Here is a 22,502-nt window from a genome sequence, read left to right on the forward strand (position 1 = left end):
AAATCACCGCATGCGCAGGCCCTTGATCGGCATGACCGCGTACTCCCGGCAAGTGCAGTACGACGGCAACGACCTCATGGCGGGCATGCTCCCCATGACGTACGTGCGAGCCGTGCACGCCGTCGGTGGGCGAGCCGTGCTGATCACCCCGGACGAGCCCGGAACCGACGTCGTCGAGTCGCTGGACGGCATCGTCTTCAGCGGCGGCAACGACATCGATCCGGCCTACTGGGGCGCCGAGCGGCATCCGGAGACCGAGGTCGACAAGGAGCGCGACACCGCCGAGCTGATGCTCATGAAGGCCGCCCTCGAGGCCGACCTGCCGGTGCTCGGCGTGTGCCGCGGCATGCAGGTGATGGCCGTGGCCGGCGGCGGCACGCTGCACCAGCACCTGCCCGACCTGCTCGGCAGCGACCACCACCGGGGCGCGCCCGGCACCGACCCGCTGGCCGCCGGCGCCGCCGCCTACGGGCGGCACGACGTGACCGTGCGGCCCGGCTCGCGGGCGCACGAGCTCCTCGGCGAGCGCCTGACAGTGAACTCCTTCCACCATCAGGCGGTCGACGACCCGGGCTCGTTCACCGCCACCGGCTGGTGCCCCGACGACCAGGTCATCGAGATCATCGAGGATCCGGCCCTGACGTACGCCATCGGCGTGCAGTGGCATCCCGAGCGCACCAACGACCTGCGTGTCTTCTCGCGCCTGGTGGAGGCCGCGGCGAAGCGGGCGGGGCTCGGGGAGGCGGCACTCGCCGTGTGACACCGGTGGCCCGGTGTTACGGTGCCTATCCGTACGGTCGGTGAAGCGTGCGGGGAGGTCCCCTTGGGCGAGGGTCCGGACGGCGTACTCCCGGGCCAGCTGCGCACGGCGTTCGAGCGCGGCGGTGAGATGGGCCGCCGCATGCTCGAGTTCGACTGGTCGCGCAGTCCGCTCGGTCATCCCTCCGGGTGGCCGTCCGAGCTTCGGATGGCCGTGGCCACGATGCTCGCCTCGCGGGCCCAGATCGCCCTTCTCTGGGGCCCGCAGTACTGCGCGCTCTACAACGACGCGTACATCTCGGTCCTCGGTGGCAAGCACCCCGACTATCTCGGCCGGCCCTGCAGCGAGATGTGGTCCGAGACGTGGCCGCTGCTCGAGGGCCTGTTCTCCGGTGTCGTCGACAACGACGGGGCGTTCTGGGGCACCGACTTCGCCTTCCTGCTGGAGCGGCACGGTTTCCTCGAGGAGGCCTACTTCGACCTCTCGTACGATCCGATCCGGACGGCGCCGGGTGAGGTCGCCGGCGTCTTCTGCATCGTCAGCGACACCACCGGCCGGGTGCTCAACACGCGCCGGGTGCGCACGCTGAGCGCGCTCGGCTCCCGCCTCGCCGACTCACCCGATCAGGCGGCGCTGGCCGCCGAGGCCGTCGAGGTGCTCGGCGAGAACCCCAAGGACGTGCCCTTCGCCCGCCTCGTCCTCGACGACGACGAAGGTGACCTCCCGGTGGCCCGGCAGGTGATCGAGAGCGGGAAGCCGGTCCGGGTGCCGCTGACCGAGATCGCCGACCCGCCGCGGGACGCGTCCGGCGAGGCACTGGCGCTGCCGATCACGGTCGGCACCACCACGGTCGGCGCGCTGGTGGTCGGGCTGAGCCGCTACCTCTCGCTGGGCGGCACCTACCGCGACTTCCTCGAACTGGCGGCGGCGCAGATCTCCCGGGCCGTGGGCAACCTGCGGGCGTACGAGCAGGAGCGCTCCCGCGCCGCCGAGCTGGCCGCCCTCGACCAGGCCAAGACCAACTTCTTCTCGAACGTCAGCCACGAGTTCCGTACACCCCTGACCCTGATCCTCGGGCCGCTGGAGGATCTGCTCGGCGACCCGGCGCTGCCCCCGGCCCAGCGCGAGCGGCTGCTGCCGATGCAGCGCAACGGCCTGCGCCTGCTCAAGCTGGTCAACACGGTGCTCGACTTCTCGCGGCTCGAGTCCGGCCGGCTGCGGGCGGCCTATCTGCCGACCGACCTGGCCGACTACACGGCCCGGCTGGCCAGCACGTTCCGCGCCGCGGCCGAGCGGGCCGGCCTGGAACTGGTCGTGGAGACACCGCCGCTGGCGGCGCCGGTCTACGTCGACCGCGAGATGTGGGAGAAGATCGTCCTCAACCTGCTCTCGAACGCGGTCAAGTTCACCCCGGCCGGCCGGGTCGAGGTGCGGGTCGGCCCGGACGCGGGCTACGCGGTGCTGTCCGTGAAGGACACCGGCGTCGGCATCCCGGCCGATCAGCAGCCGCTGCTGTTCGACCGCTTCCACCGGGTCACCGGCGCCTGGTCGCGCAGCCACGAGGGCACCGGCATCGGACTCGCGCTCGTCCGCGAGCTGGCCGAGATGCACGGTGGCTCGGCCGCCGCCACCAGCACGCCGGGTCTCGGCAGCGTCTTCACCGTCCGGGTCCCCTTCGGCACGGCGCATCTGCCGGCCGACCGGGTCGTCCAGCGCGGGGAGCCGCTCGGTCCCGAGATCGACCCACGCCCGTACGTCGAGGAGGCCGAGCACTGGTGGACCGGCGACGAGCCGGTCACGCTGCCGCTGCCGTCGCCCTCGGACGACCGCCGGCCGGGCCGGATCCTGCTCGTCGACGACAACGCCGATCTGCGTGACCATGTGGCCCGCCTGCTGCGCCCCCATTGGGACGTGACCACCGCGGTGGACGGCCAGGCCGCCCTCGAACTGGTCCGGCGCGGCCGCTTCGACCTGGTGCTGACCGACGTGATGATGCCCCGGCTGGACGGCTTCGGGCTGATCGCCGCCCTGCGCGACGACGAGCGCACCCGCGACGTGCCGATCGTCGTGCTCTCCGCCCGGGCCGGAGAGGAGGCCTCGGTCGAGGGTCTCGCCGCCGGCGCCGACGACTACCTGGTCAAGCCGTTCTCGGCCCGCGACCTGGTCGCCCGGGTCCGGGCCAACCTCGACCTGGGCCAGGCCCGCCGCCAGATCATCAGCCGGCTGCGCGGGCTGGTGGACACGGCCGCCGCGGTCAACACCGTGCGCACCACGGCCGAGGTGCTGGACGTCGCGGCCCGGCACGTGCGGGCGATGACCTCGGCCGGCCGGGTGGTGGTGTCGGTGCCCGGCGCACGGGCCGAGGTGGACGGTGGCGCCGATCCGGCGGCCGAGCCCGACGCCGTGCTGCCGCTGCCCGACACGTCCGGCGCCACCGTGGGCGAGCTGCGGGTGTGGTCGTCGCCCGGCGGCGCCCTCGAGCCGGCGGTGCTGGCCCAGCTGGCCCGCCTGATCGGGCTGCGGCTGGAGAACGCGCGCCTCTACGAGGCCGAGCACCGGATCGCCACCACGCTGCAGCACAGCCTGCTGCCGCAGTCACTGCCGCGGATGCCGGGCGCGATCGTGGCCAGCCGCTATCTGCCCGGCAGCAACGAGGCCGAGGTCGGCGGCGACTGGTACGACGTCATCGCCGCCCCCGGCGACCAGCTCTTCCTGATCATCGGCGACGTGGTGGGCAAGGGGGTGCAGGCGGCGGCGGTGATGGGCCAGCTGCGCAACGCTCTGCGGGCCTACATCCTGGAAGGTTTCGACTGTGGTGAGTCCCTGACCCGGCTGAACCGGCTCGTGGACAACCTGGGCCGCCGTCAGTTCGCGACCGTCGTCTGTGTCCGGTACGACCCGGTGGCCCGTAGCTTGCACTACTCGTCGGCCGGGCACCCTTCGCCGGTGATGGTGCATCCGGGCGAGCTCGGCACGTTCCTCTATCCGTCGGCGCTCGGCCCGCCCATCGGCGCCCTGGCCGGGTCGGCCTATCCGACGATGGAGGCGCGGGTGCCGCCCGGCAGCCGGCTCCTGCTCTACACCGACGGGCTGGTCGAGGACCGGAAGCTGGGCATCGACAGCGGACTGGCCGACCTGACGGCCGACGCCGCCAAGCCGGCCGAGCACGTCGAGGACCTGCTCGACGGGCTGCTGGCCAAGGCCGCGCGCCGGCATCGCCGTGACGACATCGCGCTGCTGGCGCTGGAGGTGACCGAGCCCCGCGAGTTCGTGCTGCGGCTGCCGGCCGAGCCGGGCCGGCTCAGCGTGCTGCGCCGGCGGCTGGAGGACTTCCTGACCGGGAACGACGTGCCCGAGGACGACGTCTTCGACCTGACCGTGGCGGTCTCCGAGGCGGCGGCCAACGCGATCGAGCACCCGGTCGAGCCGGCCGAGCCGGTGATCACTGTGGAGGCCTCGCTCACCGACGACGCGGTCGTGGTCACCGTGCACGACACGGGCACCTGGCGCGACACCAGCTCCGAGGGCTTCCGCGGCCGCGGCCTGGCGCTGATCGGCGCGCTCTGCGAGCTGTCGGTCAGCCGCTCGGCGCAGGGCACCTCGGTGACCTTGCGACGGCCGCTGTCTAGTCCGCGCTGAGCCAGGGCTGGGTCGACAGGCCGGAGATCTCCAGCACCCGGCGGACCTGGCCCGAGGGGTGCACGAGCAGGGCCTCGCCGTAGCGGTCGGCGAGCTGCAACAAGGCGTGAATGGCGGCGGAGTCGAAGAAGCTGACCTCACGCAGGTCGAGCGTGGCCGCGGCGGCGCCGTCCACTGTCGCGGCGCGGAGCATGGCGTCGGCGGTGGACATGTCCACCTCGCCGGTCACGGTCACGGTCACCCTGTTCCCGGTCACCACGCCGGTCGCGGTGAAGTTCGGGTCGGCCCCCTCTTGATCCACGAACACACGATTACACAGCGCCGGAAACGCGGCAAGAACCGGTTGATTAAGGTCAACGGACCTGTTACCGGGCTGTGCCCATGGGCGAGGATCGCGCGCATGGCGGCGATAGGCTGGGGCGATGACCGTTCGTGCCCCATTGATGCCGGGAAAACAGTCGCCCTGGCGGGCGGTCCCGGCACAGATCGTCCGACCCGAGTACGTGGGTAAGAAGCGCCCGAAAGAGTGGCGTGGATCCCACGTTCAGACCGCCGAGACCATCGAGAAGATGCGGATCGCCGGGCGTCTGGCGGCGCGGGCCACCCAGCTCGCCGGCGAGCACTGCAAGCCGGGCGTGACCACCGACGAGATCGACCGGGTGGTCCACGAGTTCCTGTGCGATCACGGCGCGTACCCGTCGACACTGGGTTACAAGGGTTTTCCGAAATCCTGCTGCACCTCGCTCAACGAGGTGATCTGCCACGGCATCCCCGACTCGACGGTGCTCGAGGACGGTGACATCGTCAACGTCGACGTCACGGCCTATCTCGACGGCGTGCACGGCGACACCGACGCCACGTTCTGCGTGGGCGAGGTGAGCGACGAGGCCCGGCTGCTGGTCGAGCGCACCCACGAGGCGATGATGCGCGGTATCCGGGCGGTCGCGCCGGGCCGCCCCATCAACGCGATCGGGCGGGTCATCGAGGCGTACGCCCGCCGGTTCGGCTACGGGGTGGTCCGCGACTTCACCGGTCACGGCATCGGTGAGACGTTCCATTCCGGGCTCTACATCCCGCATTACGACAATCCGCGCCTGGACACGGTGATGGAGGTCGGGATGACCTTCACCATCGAGCCGATGATCACGCTCGGCACCCACGAGTACGAGATCTGGAAGGACGGCTGGACGGTCGTCACCAAGGACCGCAAGTGGACCGCCCAGTTCGAGCACACGCTGGTGGTCACCGAGGAGGGCTCGGAGATTCTCACCCTGCCTTAGGACAGCAGGTCGCGGAGGCTGCCGTCGACCGGGCAGCCCCGGCCGGTCAGGTCCTCGGCCTGCGCCTTGAGGACCGAGGCGAGTTCCTGCACGTCGGCTCCGGCCAGGCCGGTCCGCTTGACCGCGTCAGCCTTGTTGCGGAAATAGGTGCGACTGAGCAGGCCGGCCACCAGCGCCGCGTACAGCCGCGCCTCGGCGATCATCACCAGGGCGGCGTCCGTCTCGTACCACTCGGCGAGGCGGACCGCGCGGTCGTGCGCGGCCGCCGCCACCTCCCAGTCGTGCCGGGCCGCACCGGTGAACTCGGGCGGCCGGGCCTCGGCCAGCCGGGCCAGGTGGGCGTCGCGCCGGGCGCCGAACCAGCCCCGCGGGTCGTGCAGCGGCCGGGTGCTCACCAGCCGGTCGGCGGCGAGCGGCCAGCGCGGGGTCACCTCGCGCGCCTGGCGCATGCCCTCGTCGCCGGTCGTCACCCGCAGGTCGACCAGGATGCCGTCGACCCGGCGCAGGACCGGCTTCGGCCCGGCGCCCGGGCGATAGGTGATCACCTGCACGTTGACGTCGCTGCCGTCGTGGTCGTCGCCGTGCGCGACTGATCCGTACACCCCGATGGCGTGGACCTCGGCCGGCCATCGCCGTTCGATGACGTCGTGCAACCGCTCGGCCAGCCGCCCGCGGGGCGAAGTGAGATCGATCTCCTCCAGCACCCCGTCATTCTGTGGGATGAACGTGTACGCGAAAGGTCTACAGCGCGTAGCGGTAAAACGGACTAATCGGGGCGTCCGGGCCAGGCGATCGTGGCTGGGGCCACCTCGGCCAGCCGGCGCCAGCGGGTGGCCCGTACGGCGGCCTCGGTCATCGCGGCCAGGGCGGTGGACCGCTCGGCGCCCTCGGTCACCGGCAGCACCGGGCGCCAGCCCTGCGCCACCCCGTCCTCGATCTGGATGGCCAGCTTGAGCGCGGTGGCGCGGTCGGTCACCTCGTACGGCAGCTGATATCCGGCCGGTGAGGGCGCGGCGCTCGCCTTCAGCTGCGACATCCGGCCGACCAGGTAGTCGCGTTTCTGCCGGTGGGCCTGCTCGGCCGCCCGGGCCTCGGTCACGTCGCCGTCGCTGTCGAGGTGGACGCCGATCACCCCGTACGCGTAGATGGCCGCCTCCTCGGCGGCGAGGGCGGCGCCGAGCTGCTCGTTCATCTTGGTCATGGCAGGGCCTCGGCGTGGGTGGCGCGGCCGGCGGCGTTCATCGCAGGGCCTCGGCGTGGGTGGCGCGGCAGGCGGCGATGGAGCCGACCAGGCCGGCCCGGTCGGTGGCGGCCACCTTGCAGGCGGCGACCGCGGTCTTCTGCGCGGCCAGCTCGGCCTGGCGCAGGGCGGCCACCGTGGTCGCCGGCCCGGCGCTCGCGCTCGGCGCGGGACCGGACGCCAGGGGCTTGCCGATGAGGCGGGACATCTCGGCGGCATGGGTGCGGTGGTCCTCGGCCAGCGGCGCGAGGCGGGTGCGCAGCCCGGGCTGGCTGACGATCGCTTGGTCGTACGCGGTGGCGAGCGCGACCGCCTCGGCCAGCAGGGACTCGAGCGGGTCGGGTGGCTTCGGCGGCTCCGGATCGGCCTGGTCGAACAGGCCGCAGCCGGTCAGGGCGGCGGCGCCCGCTCCCGCGGCCGTGCCGAGCAGCCACCGGCGGCTGTGTCCGATCTCCCGAATCTCGCGCACGGCGCCAGTCAACACCATGCGGTACAGCCGGTGACCTGCGGATGGCGCGGAATCGGTGCGGCGCCGAACGTTCGACGCGACCGGCGCGTTACGCTCTGCGTCAGCCGCGGGGCTCTTCGCCCGGCGGCATAGAGTCGTTTCTGAGTTTTTTGACGAAAGGTCGAGGCCCGATGACGCAGCGTGGTCGCGCCGGTGCCCGGCCTGGTGGCCGTAAGAGGCAGGCCGAGGAACGGGTACCCGCTCCGCCCCGCGTCGATCTCGCCGCGGCCCGGGCCCGGGTCCGCGCCGTGATCGAGCCGGTGGTCGCCGGCGCCGGGTACGACCTGGAGGACGTCAGCGTCGCCCGCGCCGGTCGCCGGCACGTGGTCCGCGTCCTGGTCGACACCGACGGCGGCATCGGCCTGGACGACGTGGCCGTCGTCTCCCGCGCGATCTCGGAGGCGCTCGACGCCGCCGAGGAGCGCGGTGGCGAGGTCCTCGCGGGGGAGTACCAACTGGAGGTCGGCTCGCCGGGCGTGGACCGGCCGCTGACCGAGCCGCGCCACTGGCGGCGCAACCGGGGCCGGCTGGTTGCCGTGAACGGCATGACCGGCCGGGTGACCGACGCCGGCGACGAGGGCATCGTGCTCGACGTCGACGGCACACCGCACGAGCTGAAGTACCCCGAACTCGGCGCCGGCAAGGTGCAGATCGAGTTCAAGCGGCTCGACGAGGCCGACTTCGGCGACGACGAGGACGACGACGACATCGACACCGACGATAGGGAGGGCGAGGAATGAACATCGACCTCGCGGCGCTGCGCGCCCTGGAGCGCGAGCGGGAGATCCCGTTCGAGACGATTCTGGCGGCCATCGAGACCGCGCTGCTCACGGCATACAGGCACACGGAGGGCGCGCAGAGCCACGCCCGCGTGGAGATCGACCGCAAGTCCGGCGTCGCGTCGGTGCTGGCGCAGGAGCTGGACGCCGACGGCACGGTCGTGCGCGAGTGGGACGACACCCCGCACGACTTCGGCCGCATCGCCGCGATGACCGCCAAGCAGGTCATCCTCCAGAGGCTGCGCGAGGCCACCGACGAGCAGCACTTCGGTGAGTACGCGGGACGCGACGGCGACCTGGTCACCGGCATCGTGCAGGCGGACGCCGCACGGGCCGAGAAGGGCATCGTCATCGTCGACCTCGGCAAGATCGAGGCGGTGCTGCCGCAGTCCGAGCAGGTGCCCGGCGAGCCGTACGACCACGGCTCCCGCATCCGCGGCATCGTGGTGCACGTGGCCAAGGGTTTCCGCGGCCCGCAGGTGACGCTCTCCCGGTCACACCCGGCGCTGGTCAAGAAGCTCTTCGCGCTCGAGGTGCCGGAGATCGCCGACGGCACCGTCGAGATCGCCGCGATCGCACGTGAGGCAGGTCACCGTACGAAGATCGCGGTGCATTCGACAGTGCCGGGCGTGAACGCCAAGGGTGCCTGTATCGGTCCCATGGGACAGCGGGTCCGGGCCGTCATGAGCGAGCTGCACGGCGAGAAGATCGACATCATCGACTACTCGGACGACCCGGCCCAGTTCGTGGGCAACGCGCTCTCACCAGCCAAGGCCCTGCGGGTCGAGGTGGTCGACGCGGCCAGCCGGACGGCCCGGGTCACCGTGCCCGATTTCCAGCTCTCGCTGGCGATCGGTCGGGAGGGTCAGAACGCCCGGCTCGCGGCCCGGCTCACCGGCTGGCGCATCGACATCCGGCCGGACAACGAGCCCGCCGGAGCCTCCGACCGCGATGCGGCCGAGGCGGGAAGCTGACCGGATACGCGTTCCGGACGTCTGAGGAGTAGACTTTCACGTGGCCGGTCCGACACGAACCTGTGTTGGCTGTCGCAAGCGTGCGCCGGCCATCGAGTTGATTCGGTTCGTCGCGGCCGGCACCGGGGAAGATCTCCGGCTCCAGCCCGATCCGAACCGCCGACTGCCGGGCCGGGGAGCGCATCTGCATCCCGATCCGGCTTGCTTCGCGCTGGCGGAGCGGCGTCGTGCCTTCGGGCGCGCGCTGCGTCTCACCGGTGTTGCTGACACCGGATTGCTGGCCGAGCACATCCGTACGGCCTTGCCGTGCGGAACGACAGATGACACGGCCGCTGTGGCCGCGTCATGACCCAGCAAGGTAGGACGACCTAGATGAGCACACGATGAAGTCCCTGAAATGAACAGGCTTCTAGTGCACGAGTGAGGTCGTTGCGGGTGCGCTCGCACGACCTCGAAGTGAGGAGTGCAGTGCCAGGAAAGGCCCGCGTACACGAGCTCGCGAAGGAGCTCGGGGTCGACAGCAAGACCGTTCTCGCCAAGCTCAAGGAGATGGGCGAGTTCGTCAAATCCGCATCCAGCACGGTCGAGGCCCCGGTGGCCCGGCGGCTGCGTGGTGCCCTCGAGGCAGGTTCCGCTCCGGCGGCTCCGGCCCCGTCCGCGCCCGCCGCCAGCAGTGCTGCGCCCAGCGCGCCGTCATCGGCTCGCCCGGCTCCGCCCGCCGCGCGTCCCCAGCCGCCGCGCCGGCCCGGCCCCGCCGCCGGTGGCGCTCCCAGCGCCCCGACGTCGCCGGCCGCCCCGTCGCCCGGCTCTTTCGCGCGTCCCAAGCCGCCGGTTCCCGGCCGTCCGGGCCCCACGCCCGGCCCGGTCGCCAAGCCGGCCAGCGCCCACGACATCGAGGTCGCGGCGGCCGAGGCCCGTGCCTCGGCGCTCAAGGCCGAGCAGGAGGCCGCGGTCAAGGCCGCTCAGGCCGCCCGCACGCGTGACGCCGAGCGCCGGGCGCAGCAGCCCCCGGCCGACAGCGGCGCGCCCCGTGGCCCCGGACCGCGTCCCGGCCCCGGCTCGGTTCCGCCGCGCCCGGGTTCGCCCGCGTCCCGCCCCGCCCCGCAGGGTGGCGGCGGTGCTCCGGCCGGCCCGCGTCCCGGCCCCGCCGGTGGCAACACCCCGCGCCCGCCGTCGCGTGGCCCGGGTAACAACCCGTTCGGCGTCTCGGGTGGCAACGCCGCCCGTCCCTCGCCGGCTTCCATGCCCCGGCCCAACCAGCCGGGCATGCCCCCGCGGCCGAGCCCGGCCTCGATGCCCCCGCGGCCCAGCCCCGCGTCCATGCCCGCGCAGCGTCCGGCCGGCCCCGGCCGTCCGGGTGGCGGCGCCGGTGGCCGTGGCGGCCCCGGTGGCGGCGGCGGTCGTGGCGGTGCCGGTGGCGGCTTCCGTCCCGGTGGCGGCGGCGGTGCCGGTGGCGGCTTCCGTCCCGGTGGCGGCGGCGGTGCCGGTGGTGGCGGTGGCTACCGCGGTGGTCCCGGCGGCGGCGGTGGCGGTGGCTACCGCGGCGGTCCCGGTGGTGGCGGCGGTGCTCCGGCCGGTGCCGGCGCTCCGGGTCGTCCCGGTGGCGGCGGTCGCGGTCGTGGCGGCGGTGCCGCGGGTGCCTTCGGGCGTCCGGGCGGCCGGCCGACCCGCGGTCGCAAGTCGAAGAAGCAGCGGCGTCAAGAGTTCGACAACCTGTCCGCCCCGCAGATGAGCTCCGGCGCTCCGCGGGGTCAGGGCCAGGAGATCCGGCTCTCCCGCGGCGCGTCGCTCTCCGACTTCGCCGACAAGATCAACGCGAACCCGGGCTCGCTGGTCCAGGAGATGTTCAACCTGGGCGAGATGGTGACGGCGACGCAGTCGTGCTCCGACGACACGTTGCTGCTGCTCGGTGAGCACCTGGGCTTCAACGTGCAGATCGTCAGCCCCGAGGACGAGGACCGTGAGCTGCTCGCGCAGTTCAACATCGACCTCGACGCCGAGGTGGCGGAGGACCGTCTGGTCACCCGTCCGCCGGTCGTGACCGTCATGGGTCACGTCGACCACGGTAAGACGAAGCTGCTCGACGCGATCCGCAAGACCAACGTGGTCGCCGGCGAGGCGGGTGGCATCACCCAGCACATCGGCGCTTACCAGGTGTCGTACGAGCACAACGGCGAGGACCGGGCGATCACGTTCCTGGACACCCCGGGTCACGAGGCGTTCACCGCCATGCGTGCCCGTGGCGCCCAGGTGACCGACATCGTCATCCTGGTCGTGGCGGCCGACGACGGCGTCATGCCGCAGACGGTCGAGGCGCTCAACCACGCCAAGGCGGCCGAGGTGCCGATCGTGGTCGCGGTGAACAAGGTCGACAAGCCCGACGCCAACCCGGAGAAGGTGCGCCAGCAGCTCGCCGACTACGGGCTCCTGGCCGAGGAGTACGGCGGCGACACGATGTTCGTCAACGTCGCGGCCAAGCCCGGCATCGGCATCGACGACCTGCTCGAGGCCGTCCTGCTGACCGCCGACGCGTCGCTGGAGCTGACCGCTCCGATCGACGGCTCGGCACAGGGCGCGATCGTCGAGTCGCACCTCGACAAGGGCCGCGGCGCCGTCGCGACCGTACTGGTGCAGAAGGGCACCCTGCGTGCCGGCGACTCGATCGTGGCGGGCGGCGCGCACGGCCGCGTCCGCGCCATGCTCGACGAGAACGGCAACGCGGTGTCCGAGGCCTTCCCGGCCCGTCCGGTCCTGGTCCTCGGTCTCACCTCGGTGCCCGGCGCCGGCGACACGTTCCTGGCCGGCGAGGACGACCGCACCGTTCGGCAGATCGCCGAGCAGCGGCAGGCCCGCCGCCGCGCGGCGAGCTTCGCCAACTCGCGGTCCAAGGCGACTCTCGAGACGCTCATGGAGCAGCTCAAGGAGGGCGAGAAGACCTCGCTCACCCTGGTCATCAAGGGCGACTCGTCCGGTTCGGTCGAGGCCCTCGAGGACGCGCTGTTCAAGCTCGAGATTCCGGACGAGATCCAGCTCAAGGTCATCCACCGCGGCGTCGGTGCGATCACCGAGAGCGACGTGAACCTGGCGAGCGCCTCCTCGGAAGCGACCGCCACGATCATCGGCTTCAACGTCCGGGCCTCGAACAAGGTCAAGGAGATGGCCGACCGGGCGAACGTGGAGATCCGCTACTACAGCGTGATCTACCAGGCCATCGAGGAGATCGAGGCCGCGCTCAAGGGTCTGCTCAAGCCGGAGTACGAAGAGGTCGAGCAGGGCACGGCGGAGATCCGCGAGGTCTTCCGCTCGTCCAAGATCGGACTCATCGCCGGCTGTCTGGTCCGCAGCGGTCTCATCCGCCGCAACGCCAAGGCCCGCATCCTGCGGGACGGCGTCGTGGTGGCCGAGAACGTCACGGTCAGCTCGCTGCGCCGCTTCAAGGACGACGCGACCGAGGTCCGCGAGGGCTTCGAGTGTGGTCTGACGCTGAGCGGCTTCGGCACCCCGCAGGTCGGCGACGTGATCGAGACCTTCGAGATGCGCGAGAAGCCCCGCGCGTAAGCAGCTCTCATAGAAAGGCCCCGGCGCTCAGGCGCCGGGGCCTTTCTTGCGAAGATGACACCCATGTCCCGGTACGCCCTGCTGCTCGCTCCCTCTGCCAATCGTGTGTACGCCGATCAGGCCTCCCGTCTTGCCGTCGCTGAGCTCGCGGCCTTCGGGTCCGTGTTGTCCTCGGACATTTCGGACGCGGACGTGACCGTGCTCGGCGGGGTGGAGTACTTGACCTTCACCGGGGCTCTCTCGGAGCGGGACATTTCGTATTTGTCGAACCTGTCGTCGGCGTACGCCCTCTTCGAACAGGTCGACGACCTTCTGCGGCCCCTCACGTTGACGCCGCTGGCGCGGTACGACAGCGACCTGATCACGATTCCGAAGTACGCGGGCAAGACCAACGAGCAGTTCACCAAGCTCGTGCTCAACCTCACCCTGCTCGCCTCGGCCTCGGCAGAGCGGATGCTCGACGGGCACCTCACCGTCCTCGACCCGCTCTGCGGCCGCGGGACGACGCTCAACCAGGCGCTGATGTACGGCTACGACGGCGTCGGGGTGGAGATCGACGGGAAGGACGTGGAGGCGTACAAACTGTTCCTCCAGACCTGGCTGAAGCGCAAGCGCCTCAAGCACACCGCCGAACTGGTGCCGGTGCGGCGGCAGGGCAAACGGGCCGCCCGCCGGCTCGAAGTGACCATGGCCGCCAGCAAGGACGACCACAAGGCGGGCGCCGTGCAGAAGATCACCGTCCTGCAGGCGGACACGACCCAACTCGAGGGCCTGCTGCGCGGGGGGGTGGCCGACATTCTGGTGGCCGACCTGCCGTACGGGGTCGCGCACGGTAGCTACGACGACGAGGGCGGCATCACGCGGCGGCCGCTCGACCTGCTGGAGCGGGCGGTGCCGGGCTGGCTGCCGCTGCTACGCCCCGGCGCCGCGATCGGGCTGTCGTGGAACACCAAGGTCGCCAAGCGGGAGCTGGCCGAGGACATCCTGCTGGCCAACGGGCTCGCCCTGGTTCCTCAGGCGCCCCTGGAGCACCGCGTGGACCAGGGCATCGAGCGCGACGTTCTCATCGCCCGGAAAACCGGCTGAGAACTGTCGTACCCCGGCGGTAGCCTTCCCGCTGATGTATACGGAAACCGCAGTGTTCGACCTGCTCCTGCCCGGCGACTCGCGTTCGCTCAAGCAGAAGCGCTCCTACGTCCGCCCGATCCTCGCGATGCTGAAGAAATACGAGGTCAGCGCCGCCGAGGTCGGCATGCATGACCTGCACGGCCGCGCCCAGCTCGGCGTGGCCGTGGTCGCCGCCGAGCCGTCCCAGGCCCGCGCCGTCATCGACACCTGTGAGAACCAGATGGCCGGCCGCCCCGAGATCGAGTTGCTCTCGGTCAAGCGCCGTCTCTACGGGGAGGACGACTAGTTCGGCCCATGGGCGGGCTGGGTACGCTTCAGCAGTTGGGCGGGGGTAATGAGACCCGCGGGATCACAGTCGGAGGTGGGCGATATGTCGGACCCGGCCAAGACGCGCCGTCATGCGGAGCGCGTACGGGAGCTGGTGGCATCGCTGGTACGAGAGATCAAAGATCCCCGGCTCGGCATGGTGACCATCACGGACGCGCGGATCACCGGCGATCTGCGCGAGGCGACCGTCTACTACACGGTGCTCGGCGATCCGACCGAGCAGGCGGCCACCAAGGCCGCGCTGGAGAGCGCCAAGGGCATGCTGCGCAGCCGCGTCGGCCACGCCCTGGGGCTGCGGCACTCGCCGAGTCTGGCGTTCGTGCTCGACAACGTGCAGGACCAGGCCAAGGAGATCGACCACCTGCTGGCCGAGGCGCGCCTGCGCGACCAGGAGGTGCAGCGGCTCGCCGCCGGCAAGCAGTATGCGGGCGATCCCGACCCCTACAAGGCCGACGAGGACGACGAGGACGAGGACGAGCGGGTCGGCGCCCGCGAGGACCAGGGGTGAGAACCGTCTCCAGCATCCCCGGGGGCATGGCCCCCGGGGGCGTTCCCCGGCCGGCCGAGGGTCCGCGGTCCGCCTGGTCCTTCGGGGCCGCCACGCTCGCCGGTGGGGAAGCCGGCGTGCCGGCGGTCATCGGGGGAGTGGCCGACCTCGAGTGGACGGCGGCGATCGACGCGATCCGCGCGCTCGGGCCCGGCGACGAGGTCCAGCTCATCTGTCACGTCAACCCGGACGGGGACGCGCTCGGCAGCATGCTCGGCTTCGGCCTGGGGCTGCGCCGGCTCGGCGTGACCCGGCTGCGGGCGACGTTCCCGGGGCGGTTCGAGGTTCCCGTGCCCTACCGTGAGCTGCCCGGCAGCGACATGCTGGTCGCCGAGCAGGACGCGTACGAGAACCCGGCCTTGGTCATGGTTTTCGACGTCGCGGCCGAGTCGCGCCTCGGCGACCTGGTGAGCCTGCTGCCCACCGCGCCGGCCGTGATCGTGCTCGACCACCACGCGTCGAACACCGGCTTCGGCGGCATCAACCTGGTGGCCCCGCGGGCCGCCGCGACCTCCGTGGTCGCCGAGGGGCTGCTGAGCCGGCTCGGTGTGCCGCTCGACGCCGAGATCGCCGAGTGCCTCTACGTGGCGCTGTCGACCGACACCGGCTCGTTCAAGTTCGATCTGACCACGCCCGAGGTGCATCAGCTCGCGGCCCGGCTGATCGCCACCGGCATCAGCCCGGCCGAGATCTCGCGGCGGATCTTCGACACCCGCCCCTTCGGGGCGATGAAACTCTCCGGCGAGGTGCTGGGCCGGGCCTGTCTCGACGTCACGGCGGCGGGTGGGCGCGGTCTGGTCTGGACGTACGCGACGACGGCCGACCTCGAGAGGTACGACCAGAAGCCGTACGTGCTGGAATCGCTCATCGACCCGGTCCGCAGCGTCGCCGAGGCGGACGTGGCGGTGCTGGTGAAACAGATGTCGGCCGGGGAGTGGGCGGTGTCGCTGCGCTCCAAGGGCGCGGTCGACGTCAGCGCGGTGGCGGTGGCGCTCGGCGGTGGCGGCCATCGGCTGGCGGCCGGTTTCACCGGTCACGGCACGCCGGAGGAGATCGTCCAGCAGGTCAAGGATCTTCTGGACGTCAATCTCACCCAGTAGTAAGGGTCGGCTTCAGGCCGGTGTCGCTTCGGCGACACCGGCTTTTTCGTGTCCCGCTTCGTGGGAAGCACCCGGCCGCCGGTCGAACTGAACGATAGTTTGGGTCCTGAACGGTGATTAGGTTTTGCGCGGTCGTGACCACTGCCCGCCGCGAGACCTCGAGCCACCCGGGCCCACCCGCCCGGGCAGCGTCGCCCTCGCCAGACGTCCGGCGATCCCGGACCGGCCCCGCGACGCTCCGCTCGACCAAACCTCAGGCGCTCGCGCCTTCACCCACCGTGGAAGGACCACGATCATGGCTGCCAAGCCGAAGCCCACCGCCACCGACGAGGCCCGCGAGGCCGCGCGCCGCGCCCTGCAGACGTCGATGGACACCCGCCAGTAAGCCTTCATCCGGCTTGCACTCCTTACGGCCGGGCGGGCATCATGACTAACCATGAGCCCGTCTGCCCGGCCTCGCCGCACCCCGAGTCCGGCGCCCTCCCGCACCGCGGCCGGCCCCACGCCTCGTGAGTCGCCCGCCTCGGCGCGGCGGATCGCGGCGCTCGCGGTGCCGGCGCTTGTCGTGCTGGCCGCCGAGCCGCTCTACGTGCTGGTCGACACGGCCGTCGTCGGGCACCTCGGAGCTGTACCGCTCGCCGCGGTCGCCGTCAGCGGGACCGTCATGTCGGTGGCCGCCTGGTTCGGCGCGCTCATGGCCTACGGGACCACCGGGCGGGCCGCCCGCCGCTTCGGCGCCGGTGACCGTGCCGCGGCCGTCGCCGAGGGCGTGCAGGCCTCCTGGCTCGCGCTGGGGTTGAGCGCCCTCCTGGTGCTGCTGGCCCAGGTCGGCGCGGGCCCGCTGGTGCACGCGCTGGCCGGCAACGAGGAGACGGCCGACGCCGCCGCCCACTGGCTGCGGATCGCGTCGTTCGGCATCCCGGGACTGCTGCTCGCCGCGGCCGGCAACGGCTGGATGCGCGGCGTCCAGGACACCCGCCGCCCGCTCTGTTACGTGCTCGGCGCCAACGTGCTCTCGGCCATCCTCTGCCCGCTGCTCGTCTACCCGGCCGGCTGGGGGCTGAACGGCTCCGCCGTCGCCAACGTCGCCGCGCAGAGCGTCTCGGGTGGCCTCTTCCTGGCCGCGCTCGTCCGGGAGACCCGCGCCCTGCGGCCCGAACCCCGGATCATCGTCCAGCAGGTCGTCCTCGGTCGTGACCTGCTGATCCGCGGCGCCTCCTTCCAAGTCTGCTTCCTGTCGGCCACCGCCGTGGCCAGCCGGTTCGGGGTGGCCGCGGTCGGCGCCCACCAGATCGCCCTCCAGCTGTGGTTCTTCAGCGCGCTCGCCCTCGACGCGGTCGCCATCGCGGCCCAGTCGCTGGTCGGCGCGACCCTGGGCGCCGGCGACGCGCAGGCGGCCCAGGACGTCGCCAAACGGGTGACCATCGCCGGCGGCCTGGCCGGGGTGGTCTTCGCGGCGCTGGCCGCGGCCGGCGCCGGCGTGATCCCAGGCTGGTTCACCCCCGACCCGGCGGTGCACGACCAGGCGGCCGTGGTCTGGCCGTGGTTCATCGCGCTGATGCCGTTCGCCGGCATCGTCTACGCCCTCGACGGCGTGCTGATCGGCGCCGGCGACGTCCGCTTCCTGCGCGACATCACCCTGGCCGCGACCCTGCTCGGCTTCCTGCCCGCCATCTGGATCGCCTATGGGCTCGACCTCGGCCTGGGCGGCGTCTGGGCCGGCCTGGCCCTGCTCATCGCCATCCGCTTCGCCGGCACCGTGTGGCGCTGGCGTTCCTCCCGCTGGGCGGTGGTCGGGGCGGAGCTCCGGGCGGCCTCTCCGTGACGGTGGCCCGCGCCGAGACGGGAACGGGCGGACCCTAAGGTGGGCGGGTGAGTGCGGACGGACTGATCGTGGTGGACAAGCCGGCGGGGATGACCTCGCATGACGTCGTCAGCCGGATTCGGCGGCTGGCCAAGACCCGGCGGGTCGGTCATGGCGGGACGCTCGACCCGATGGCGACCGGTGTGCTGATCATCGGGGTCAACAAGGCGACGCGGCTGCTGACGTACGTCATCGGCTCTCGGAAGAGCTATTCGGCGACCATTCGCCTCGGGCAGTCGACCATCACCGATGACGCCGAGGGGGAGATCACCGCCACCACGCCGGCCGGTCATGTCGCCGACGAGGCCATCCGTGAGGGGCTCGGCCGGCAGCGGGGCGAGATCGATCAGGTGCCCAGCGCCGTGAGCGCCATCAAGATCAACGGGCAGCGGGCCTATAAGCGGGTCCGTGAGGGTGAGGCGGTCGAGATTCCGGCGCGGCGGGTCACGATCTCGAAGCTGGACGTGCTCGACATCCGGCGTGATGACGACTTCGTCGACGTCGACGTCGACGTCACCTGCTCCTCCGGCACCTACATCCGGTCGATCGCGCGTGATCTCGGGGCGGGGCTCGGCGTCGGCGGTCATCTCACCGCCCTTCGCCGTACGGCGGTGGGTGGCATGACCCTCGACGAGGCGCTCACCCTCGACCAGCTGGCCGAGCGTGAGCCGGACGTCGTGACGCTGCCGATGTCCGAGGCCGCCCGGCGGGCCTTCCCGCAGCGGGAGGCGACCGCGGACGAGGCGCACGTGCTCAGTCACGGTGGGCCGCTCGCCCCGGTCGGCATCGAGGGGCCGTACGCCGTCTTCTCTCCGGAGGGTGACGTGCTGGCCGTCGTCTCCGAGCGTGAGGGCCGCGCGCGGGCCGAGATCGTCCTGGCCCCGGCGTGACCTACGCCGCCCGATACGCTGAGAACCGCTAACGAGCGAACACCGGAGGGTACGCGGACATGCAGCGGTGGCGGGGCTTCGAATCGGTGCCGGGAGGCTGGGGCCGGTCGGTCGTCACGATCGGCGTCTTCGACGGTGTGCACCGCGGCCATCAGGTGATCATCGGGCATGCCGTGAAACGGGCCCATGAGCTGGGGCTTCAGTCGGTCGTGGTGACCTTCGACCCGCACCCGGCCGAGGTGGTGCGGCCCGGTTCGCACCCGGCCGTGCTGACCGAGCCGGCGCGCAAGGCCGAGCTGATCGAGCAGCTGGGCGCCGACGCGCTCTGCGTGGTGCCTTTCACCAAGGCGTTCTCCCAGCTCTCGCCCGAGGCTTTCGTGCACGACGTGCTGGTCGAGTCGCTGCACGCGGCGGAGGTCGTGGTCGGCGACAACTTCCGCTTCGGGCACAAGGCGGCCGGTGACGCCGCCCTGCTCGAGCGGCTCGGCACCTCGTTCGGCTTCACCGTCGAGGACGCGCCGCTGGTCTCCGAAGACGGGCTGGTCTTCTCCTCGACGTACATCCGCAGTTGTGTCGACGCCGGTGACGTGCGGGCGGCGGCCGACGCCCTCGGCCGGCCCCACCAGGTCGGCGGGGTCGTGGTCCGTGGTGACCAGCGCGGACGGGAGCTGGGCTTCCCGACCGCCAACCTGATGACGCATAGGTACGCGGCCATTCCGGCCGACGGGGTGTACGCCGGCTACTTCCTGCGTGCGGACGGCAAACCACTGCCGACCAGCATCTCGGTTGGCACCAATCCGACCTTCGAGGGCCGCGAGCGCCGGGTCGAGGCGTACGTGCTGGATTTCGACGGCGATCTCTACGGCGAGCGGGTCGCCATCGACTTCGTCGCCCATCTGCGCGGGCAGGTGGCCTACACGACCGTCGAGGCCTTGATCGACCAGATCCGGGCCGACGTGGAACAGACCCGAGTGTTGCTTCGGTGACTGCCTGGTAGGGTTGACTCGCGGCTGGCTTATCCAGCCAACGGTTCCGCGTGCCTGCCCGACGCCGCGGGTGCGGATCCCGAGATCACCGGCAACACAGAAGTTCGGAGAACATGGCGCTCGATCAAGAGACCAAGACCAAGATCATCGACGAGTACAAGTCGAAGGACAGCGACACCGGATCCCCCGAGGTCCAGGTCGCGATGCTGACCAAGCGGATCGCCGACCTGACCGAGCACCTCAAGGTGCACAAGCACGACCACCACAGCCGTCGTGGTCTGCTGCTGCTGGTCGGCCGTCGCCGCCGTCTGCTCAACTACGTCCAGAAGAAGGACATCCAGCGCTACCGGTCGCTCATCGAGCGCCTCGGCCTGCGCCGATAGTTTCACCCGGGGGAGTGGCCACACGGCCGCTCCCCCGAGCAATACCCACGGACCCGCGCGGTACGCAGGCAAAGCCACCGGTCCTCGGTAGTGGTTCCCAGGCTTCAATCCTGGGCACTTCGATCGAAGACCGGCAGCCTCAAATCCACCGCGCTGTGTAGACCGCCGGGTCCTCGACGAAGGAGTACCGCACCACATGACAGAGCAGAACGCTCTCGGCACCGAATCTCGCACCGCCGTCATCGACAACGGGTCGTTCGGCACCCGCGAGGTGACTTTCTCCACCGGCCGGCTGGCCAAGCAGGCCGCCGGCTCGGTCATCGTCCAGCTGGGCGACACCACCGTCCTCTCCGCGACCACGGCCAGCAAGCAGCCGAAGGAGCACTTCGACTTCTTCCCGCTGACCGTCGACGTCGAGGAGCGGATGTACGCCGCGGGCCGCATCCCCGGCTCGTTCTTCCGCCGTGAGGGCCGCCCGAGCGAGGACGCGATCCTCACCTGCCGCCTCATCGACCGGCCGCTGCGCCCCTCGTTCACCAAGGGCCTGCGCAACGAGGTCCAGGTCGTCGAGACCGTGCTGGCCCTCGACCCCTCCCACCCGTACGACGTGGTCGCCATGAACGGCGCCTCGCTGTCGACCAAGCTGTCCGGCCTGCCCTTCAGCGGCCCGATCGGCTCGACCCGGGTCGCGCACATCGACGGCCAGTGGGTCGCCTTCCCGACCATCGAGGAACTCGAGCGGGCCACCTTCGACATGGTGGTCGCCGGTCGCGTCCTGGCCGACGGCGACGTCGCCATCATGATGGTCGAGGCCGAGGCCACGCCGAACGCGGTCAAGCTGATCGCCGGTGGCGCCACCGCCCCGACCGAGGAGGTCGTGGCGAGCGGTCTCGAGGCCGCCAAGCCGGCCATCCGCGAGCTGTGCCGCGCGCAGAGCGAGCTGGCCGAGATCGCCTCGAAGCCGGCCGTCGAGTTCCCGGTCTTCCTGGACTACCAGGACGACGTCTACTCCGCGGTCACCGAGGCCGTCCGTGAGGAGACCGCCGAGGCGCTCAAGATCGCGGCCAAGCAGGAGCGCGAGGAGGCTCTCGACCTGGTCAAGGCCAAGGCGCACGAGCTTCTGGACGAGCGCTTCGAGGGCCGCGAGAAGGAGATCAGCGCGGCCTTCCGCTCGGTCACCAAGTCCGAGGTGCGCCAGCGCGTGCTGCGCGACCAGGTCCGCATCGACGGCCGTGGCCCGCGTGACATCCGCCCGCTCTCGGCCCAGGTCGGCGTGCTGCCCCGCGTGCACGGCTCGGCCCTGTTCGAGCGTGGCGAGACCCAGATCCTGGGCGTGAGCACGCTGAACATGCTGCGCATGGAGCAGGCGCTGGACACCCTGGCGCCGGAGAAGTCCAAGCGCTACATGCACAACTACAACTTCCCGCCGTACTCGACCGGTGAGACCGGCCGGGTGGGCTCGCCGAAGCGCCGCGAGATCGGCCACGGCGCGCTGGCCGAGCGGGCGCTCGTGCCCGTGCTGCCGACGCGCGAGGAGTTCCCGTACGCGATCCGCCAGGTCTCCGAGGCGCTGGGCTCGAACGGCTCGACCTCGATGGGCTCGGTCTGCGCCTCGACGCTGTCGCTGCTGAGCGCCGGTGTGCCGCTGAAGGCGCCGGTCGCCGGCATCGCGATGGGCCTGATCTCGGACGAGGTCGACGGCAAGACGCAGTACGTCGCGCTGACCGACATCCTGGGCGCCGAGGACGCGTTCGGCGACATGGACTTCAAGGTCGCCGGCACCAGCGAGTTCGTCACCGCCCTGCAGCTGGACACCAAGCTCGACGGCATCCCGTCGGACGTGCTGGCCGGCGCCCTGCAGCAGGCCCACGAGGCCCGCGCCACGATCCTCGGGGTCATGGAGCAGGCGATCAACGCTCCGGCCGAGATGTCGGAGTACGCGCCGCGGGTCACCTCGGTGAAGATCCCGGTCGACAAGATCGGCATGGTCATCGGCCCCAAGGGCCAGACGATCAACGCGATCCAGGACGAGACCGGCGCCGACATCTCGATCGAGGACGACGGCACGATCTACGTCGGCGCGACCAACGGCCCGTCGGCCGAGGCCGCGGTCGAGCGGATCAACGCGATCGCCAACCCGACGCTGCCGAAGGTCGGCGACAAGTTCCTCGGCACCGTGGTGAAGACGGCCGCGTTCGGCGCCTTCATCTCGCTGCTGCCGGGCCGCGACGGCCTGCTGCACATCTCCAAGGTGGGCGACGGCAAGCGGGTCGAGAAGGTCGAGGACTTCCTCAACGTCGGCGACAAGGTCGAGGTGTCCATCGCGGACATCGACGCCCGCGGCAAGATCTACCTCGACAAGGTCCGCCCCGAGGGCGAGGAGGCCCCCGCGGCCGCTCCCGCCGCGTCGGGTTCGGGCGAGCGCGAGAGCCGTCCGCCGCGTGAGCCGCGCGGTGACCGTGGTGGCGAGGGCGGTGGCGAGCCCCGCCGTCGCCGTCAGCGCTCCGGTGGCGACCGTGGCGAGCGCCGCGAGTAATCA

The 22,502-nt window shown here is 71.5% G+C and carries 20 protein-coding genes; 16 read left to right on the forward strand and 4 right to left on the reverse strand.

The genetic code is table 11. The features are described 5' to 3' along the window. Positions 1-10 precede the first annotated feature (10 nt). Both CRP55_RS05995 and CRP55_RS06000 read left to right on the forward strand, forming a co-directional pair. Positions 11-760 carry a gamma-glutamyl-gamma-aminobutyrate hydrolase family protein gene (locus CRP55_RS05995; protein ID WP_097318521.1) on the forward strand — a complete coding sequence of 250 codons (750 nt, stop codon included), beginning with the start codon at positions 11-13 and terminating at the stop codon, positions 758-760. A 129-nt stretch (positions 761-889) separates the two neighbouring features. Further along, entirely contained in the window at positions 890-4,399 is a 3,510-nt protein-coding gene (locus CRP55_RS06000; RefSeq protein WP_097318774.1) for a SpoIIE family protein phosphatase, read from the forward strand. On the opposite strand, the gene CRP55_RS06005 is transcribed toward CRP55_RS06000, so the two are convergent. Continuing rightward, positions 4,386-4,700, reverse strand: a complete 315-nt coding sequence (locus tag CRP55_RS06005) for an STAS domain-containing protein (protein WP_097318522.1) — start codon at positions 4,698-4,700, stop codon at positions 4,386-4,388. The genes CRP55_RS06000 and CRP55_RS06005 overlap by 14 nt on opposite strands. A 121-nt stretch (positions 4,701-4,821) precedes the next feature. Here CRP55_RS06005 and map point away from each other — a divergent pair, with 121 nt between their 5' ends. Continuing rightward, complete coding sequence (gene map, locus CRP55_RS06010; protein ID WP_097318523.1) at positions 4,822-5,679, forward strand: type I methionyl aminopeptidase; 858 nt, start codon at positions 4,822-4,824, stop codon at positions 5,677-5,679. Here map and CRP55_RS06015 read toward each other — a convergent pair. The 3 genes from CRP55_RS06015 to CRP55_RS06025 all read right to left on the reverse strand — a co-directional run bounded on the left by CRP55_RS06015 (position 5,676) and on the right by CRP55_RS06025 (position 7,388). Beyond that, the gene (locus CRP55_RS06015; RefSeq protein ID WP_097318524.1) at positions 5,676-6,383 is read right to left on the reverse strand and encodes a nucleotidyltransferase domain-containing protein; all 708 of its coding nucleotides are present in this window, start codon (positions 6,381-6,383) and stop codon (positions 5,676-5,678) included. The genes map and CRP55_RS06015 overlap by 4 nt on opposite strands. 62 nt (positions 6,384-6,445) lie before the next feature. Beyond that, entirely contained in the window at positions 6,446-6,871 is a 426-nt protein-coding gene (locus tag CRP55_RS06020; RefSeq protein ID WP_097318775.1) for a ferritin-like domain-containing protein, read from the reverse strand. A gap of 46 nt (positions 6,872-6,917) precedes the next feature. Then, positions 6,918-7,388 carry a hypothetical protein gene (locus tag CRP55_RS06025; protein ID WP_342751517.1) on the reverse strand — a complete coding sequence of 157 codons (471 nt, stop codon included), beginning with the start codon at positions 7,386-7,388 and terminating at the stop codon, positions 6,918-6,920. Positions 7,389-7,558: 170 nt separating this feature from the next. On the opposite strand from CRP55_RS06025, the gene rimP reads away from it, so the two are divergent. From rimP to CRP55_RS06090, 13 genes are all read left to right on the forward strand, one after another. Beyond that, positions 7,559-8,167 (forward strand): ribosome maturation factor RimP, encoded by a 609-nt coding sequence (rimP, locus tag CRP55_RS06030; RefSeq protein ID WP_097318525.1) that lies wholly within the window; start codon positions 7,559-7,561, stop codon positions 8,165-8,167. After that, positions 8,164-9,180: a transcription termination factor NusA gene (gene nusA / locus CRP55_RS06035; RefSeq protein ID WP_097318526.1), complete on the forward strand. Its 1,017-nt coding sequence runs from the start codon at positions 8,164-8,166 to the stop codon at positions 9,178-9,180. Before rimP ends, nusA begins: the two co-directional genes overlap by 4 nt. A 40-nt stretch (positions 9,181-9,220) precedes the next feature. Then, the gene (locus tag CRP55_RS06040; RefSeq protein ID WP_097318527.1) at positions 9,221-9,529 is read left to right on the forward strand and encodes a YlxR family protein; all 309 of its coding nucleotides are present in this window, start codon (positions 9,221-9,223) and stop codon (positions 9,527-9,529) included. 119 nt (positions 9,530-9,648) lie between these two features. Then, complete coding sequence (gene infB, locus CRP55_RS06045; protein ID WP_097318528.1) at positions 9,649-12,738, forward strand: translation initiation factor IF-2; 3,090 nt, start codon at positions 9,649-9,651, stop codon at positions 12,736-12,738. A gap of 63 nt (positions 12,739-12,801) precedes the next feature. Then, positions 12,802-13,824 (forward strand): TRM11 family SAM-dependent methyltransferase, encoded by a 1,023-nt coding sequence (locus tag CRP55_RS06050; RefSeq protein WP_097318529.1) that lies wholly within the window; start codon positions 12,802-12,804, stop codon positions 13,822-13,824. A gap of 34 nt (positions 13,825-13,858) precedes the next feature. Next, a complete protein-coding gene (locus CRP55_RS06055; protein WP_097318530.1) occupies positions 13,859-14,152 on the forward strand; it encodes a DUF503 domain-containing protein in 294 nt (97 codons plus the stop codon). Positions 14,153-14,236: 84 nt separating this feature from the next. Then, positions 14,237-14,701, forward strand: a complete 465-nt coding sequence (gene rbfA / locus CRP55_RS06060) for a 30S ribosome-binding factor RbfA (protein WP_097318531.1) — start codon at positions 14,237-14,239, stop codon at positions 14,699-14,701. Next, entirely contained in the window at positions 14,698-15,840 is a 1,143-nt protein-coding gene (locus CRP55_RS06065; RefSeq protein ID WP_245922802.1) for a DHH family phosphoesterase, read from the forward strand. Before rbfA ends, CRP55_RS06065 begins: the two co-directional genes overlap by 4 nt. Positions 15,841-16,276: 436 nt before the next feature. Beyond that, positions 16,277-17,665, forward strand: coding sequence for an MATE family efflux transporter (locus tag CRP55_RS06070; RefSeq protein ID WP_097318533.1), 1,389 nt, complete (start codon positions 16,277-16,279; stop codon positions 17,663-17,665). A gap of 47 nt (positions 17,666-17,712) precedes the next feature. Next, positions 17,713-18,594 carry a tRNA pseudouridine(55) synthase TruB gene (gene truB, locus CRP55_RS06075; protein ID WP_097318534.1) on the forward strand — a complete coding sequence of 294 codons (882 nt, stop codon included), beginning with the start codon at positions 17,713-17,715 and terminating at the stop codon, positions 18,592-18,594. Positions 18,595-18,653: 59 nt separating this feature from the next. Further along, positions 18,654-19,580, forward strand: coding sequence for a bifunctional riboflavin kinase/FAD synthetase (locus CRP55_RS06080; RefSeq protein ID WP_097318535.1), 927 nt, complete (start codon positions 18,654-18,656; stop codon positions 19,578-19,580). Positions 19,581-19,693: 113 nt separating this feature from the next. Next, positions 19,694-19,963: a 30S ribosomal protein S15 gene (gene rpsO, locus CRP55_RS06085; protein ID WP_097318536.1), complete on the forward strand. Its 270-nt coding sequence runs from the start codon at positions 19,694-19,696 to the stop codon at positions 19,961-19,963. A gap of 196 nt (positions 19,964-20,159) precedes the next feature. Next, the gene (locus tag CRP55_RS06090) at positions 20,160-22,499 is read left to right on the forward strand and encodes a polyribonucleotide nucleotidyltransferase (protein WP_097318537.1); all 2,340 of its coding nucleotides are present in this window, start codon (positions 20,160-20,162) and stop codon (positions 22,497-22,499) included. Positions 22,500-22,502: the final 3 nt, after the last annotated feature.

The organism is Paractinoplanes atraurantiacus (assembly GCF_900215205.1).
GTDB lineage: Bacteria > Actinomycetota > Actinomycetes > Mycobacteriales > Micromonosporaceae > Actinoplanes > Actinoplanes atraurantiacus.

Coding starts and splice junctions, on each gene's coding strand:
- CRP55_RS06070 (WP_097318533.1), top strand. CDS start 16,277: ATGAGCCCGTCTGCCCGGCCTCGCCGCACCCCGAGTCCGGCGCCCTCC.
- rpsO (WP_097318536.1), top strand. CDS start 19,694: ATGGCGCTCGATCAAGAGACCAAGACCAAGATCATCGACGAGTACAAG.
- CRP55_RS06050 (WP_097318529.1), top strand. CDS start 12,802: ATGTCCCGGTACGCCCTGCTGCTCGCTCCCTCTGCCAATCGTGTGTAC.
- CRP55_RS05995 (WP_097318521.1), top strand. CDS start 11: ATGCGCAGGCCCTTGATCGGCATGACCGCGTACTCCCGGCAAGTGCAG.
- rbfA (WP_097318531.1), top strand. CDS start 14,237: ATGTCGGACCCGGCCAAGACGCGCCGTCATGCGGAGCGCGTACGGGAG.
- CRP55_RS06000 (WP_097318774.1), top strand. CDS start 890: ATGGGCCGCCGCATGCTCGAGTTCGACTGGTCGCGCAGTCCGCTCGGT.
- CRP55_RS06080 (WP_097318535.1), top strand. CDS start 18,654: ATGCAGCGGTGGCGGGGCTTCGAATCGGTGCCGGGAGGCTGGGGCCGG.
- CRP55_RS06055 (WP_097318530.1), top strand. CDS start 13,859: ATGTATACGGAAACCGCAGTGTTCGACCTGCTCCTGCCCGGCGACTCG.
- map (WP_097318523.1), top strand. CDS start 4,822: ATGACCGTTCGTGCCCCATTGATGCCGGGAAAACAGTCGCCCTGGCGG.
- CRP55_RS06020 (WP_097318775.1), bottom strand. CDS start 6,871: ATGAACGAGCAGCTCGGCGCCGCCCTCGCCGCCGAGGAGGCGGCCATC.
- rimP (WP_097318525.1), top strand. CDS start 7,559: ATGACGCAGCGTGGTCGCGCCGGTGCCCGGCCTGGTGGCCGTAAGAGG.
- CRP55_RS06090 (WP_097318537.1), top strand. CDS start 20,160: ATGACAGAGCAGAACGCTCTCGGCACCGAATCTCGCACCGCCGTCATC.
- nusA (WP_097318526.1), top strand. CDS start 8,164: ATGAACATCGACCTCGCGGCGCTGCGCGCCCTGGAGCGCGAGCGGGAG.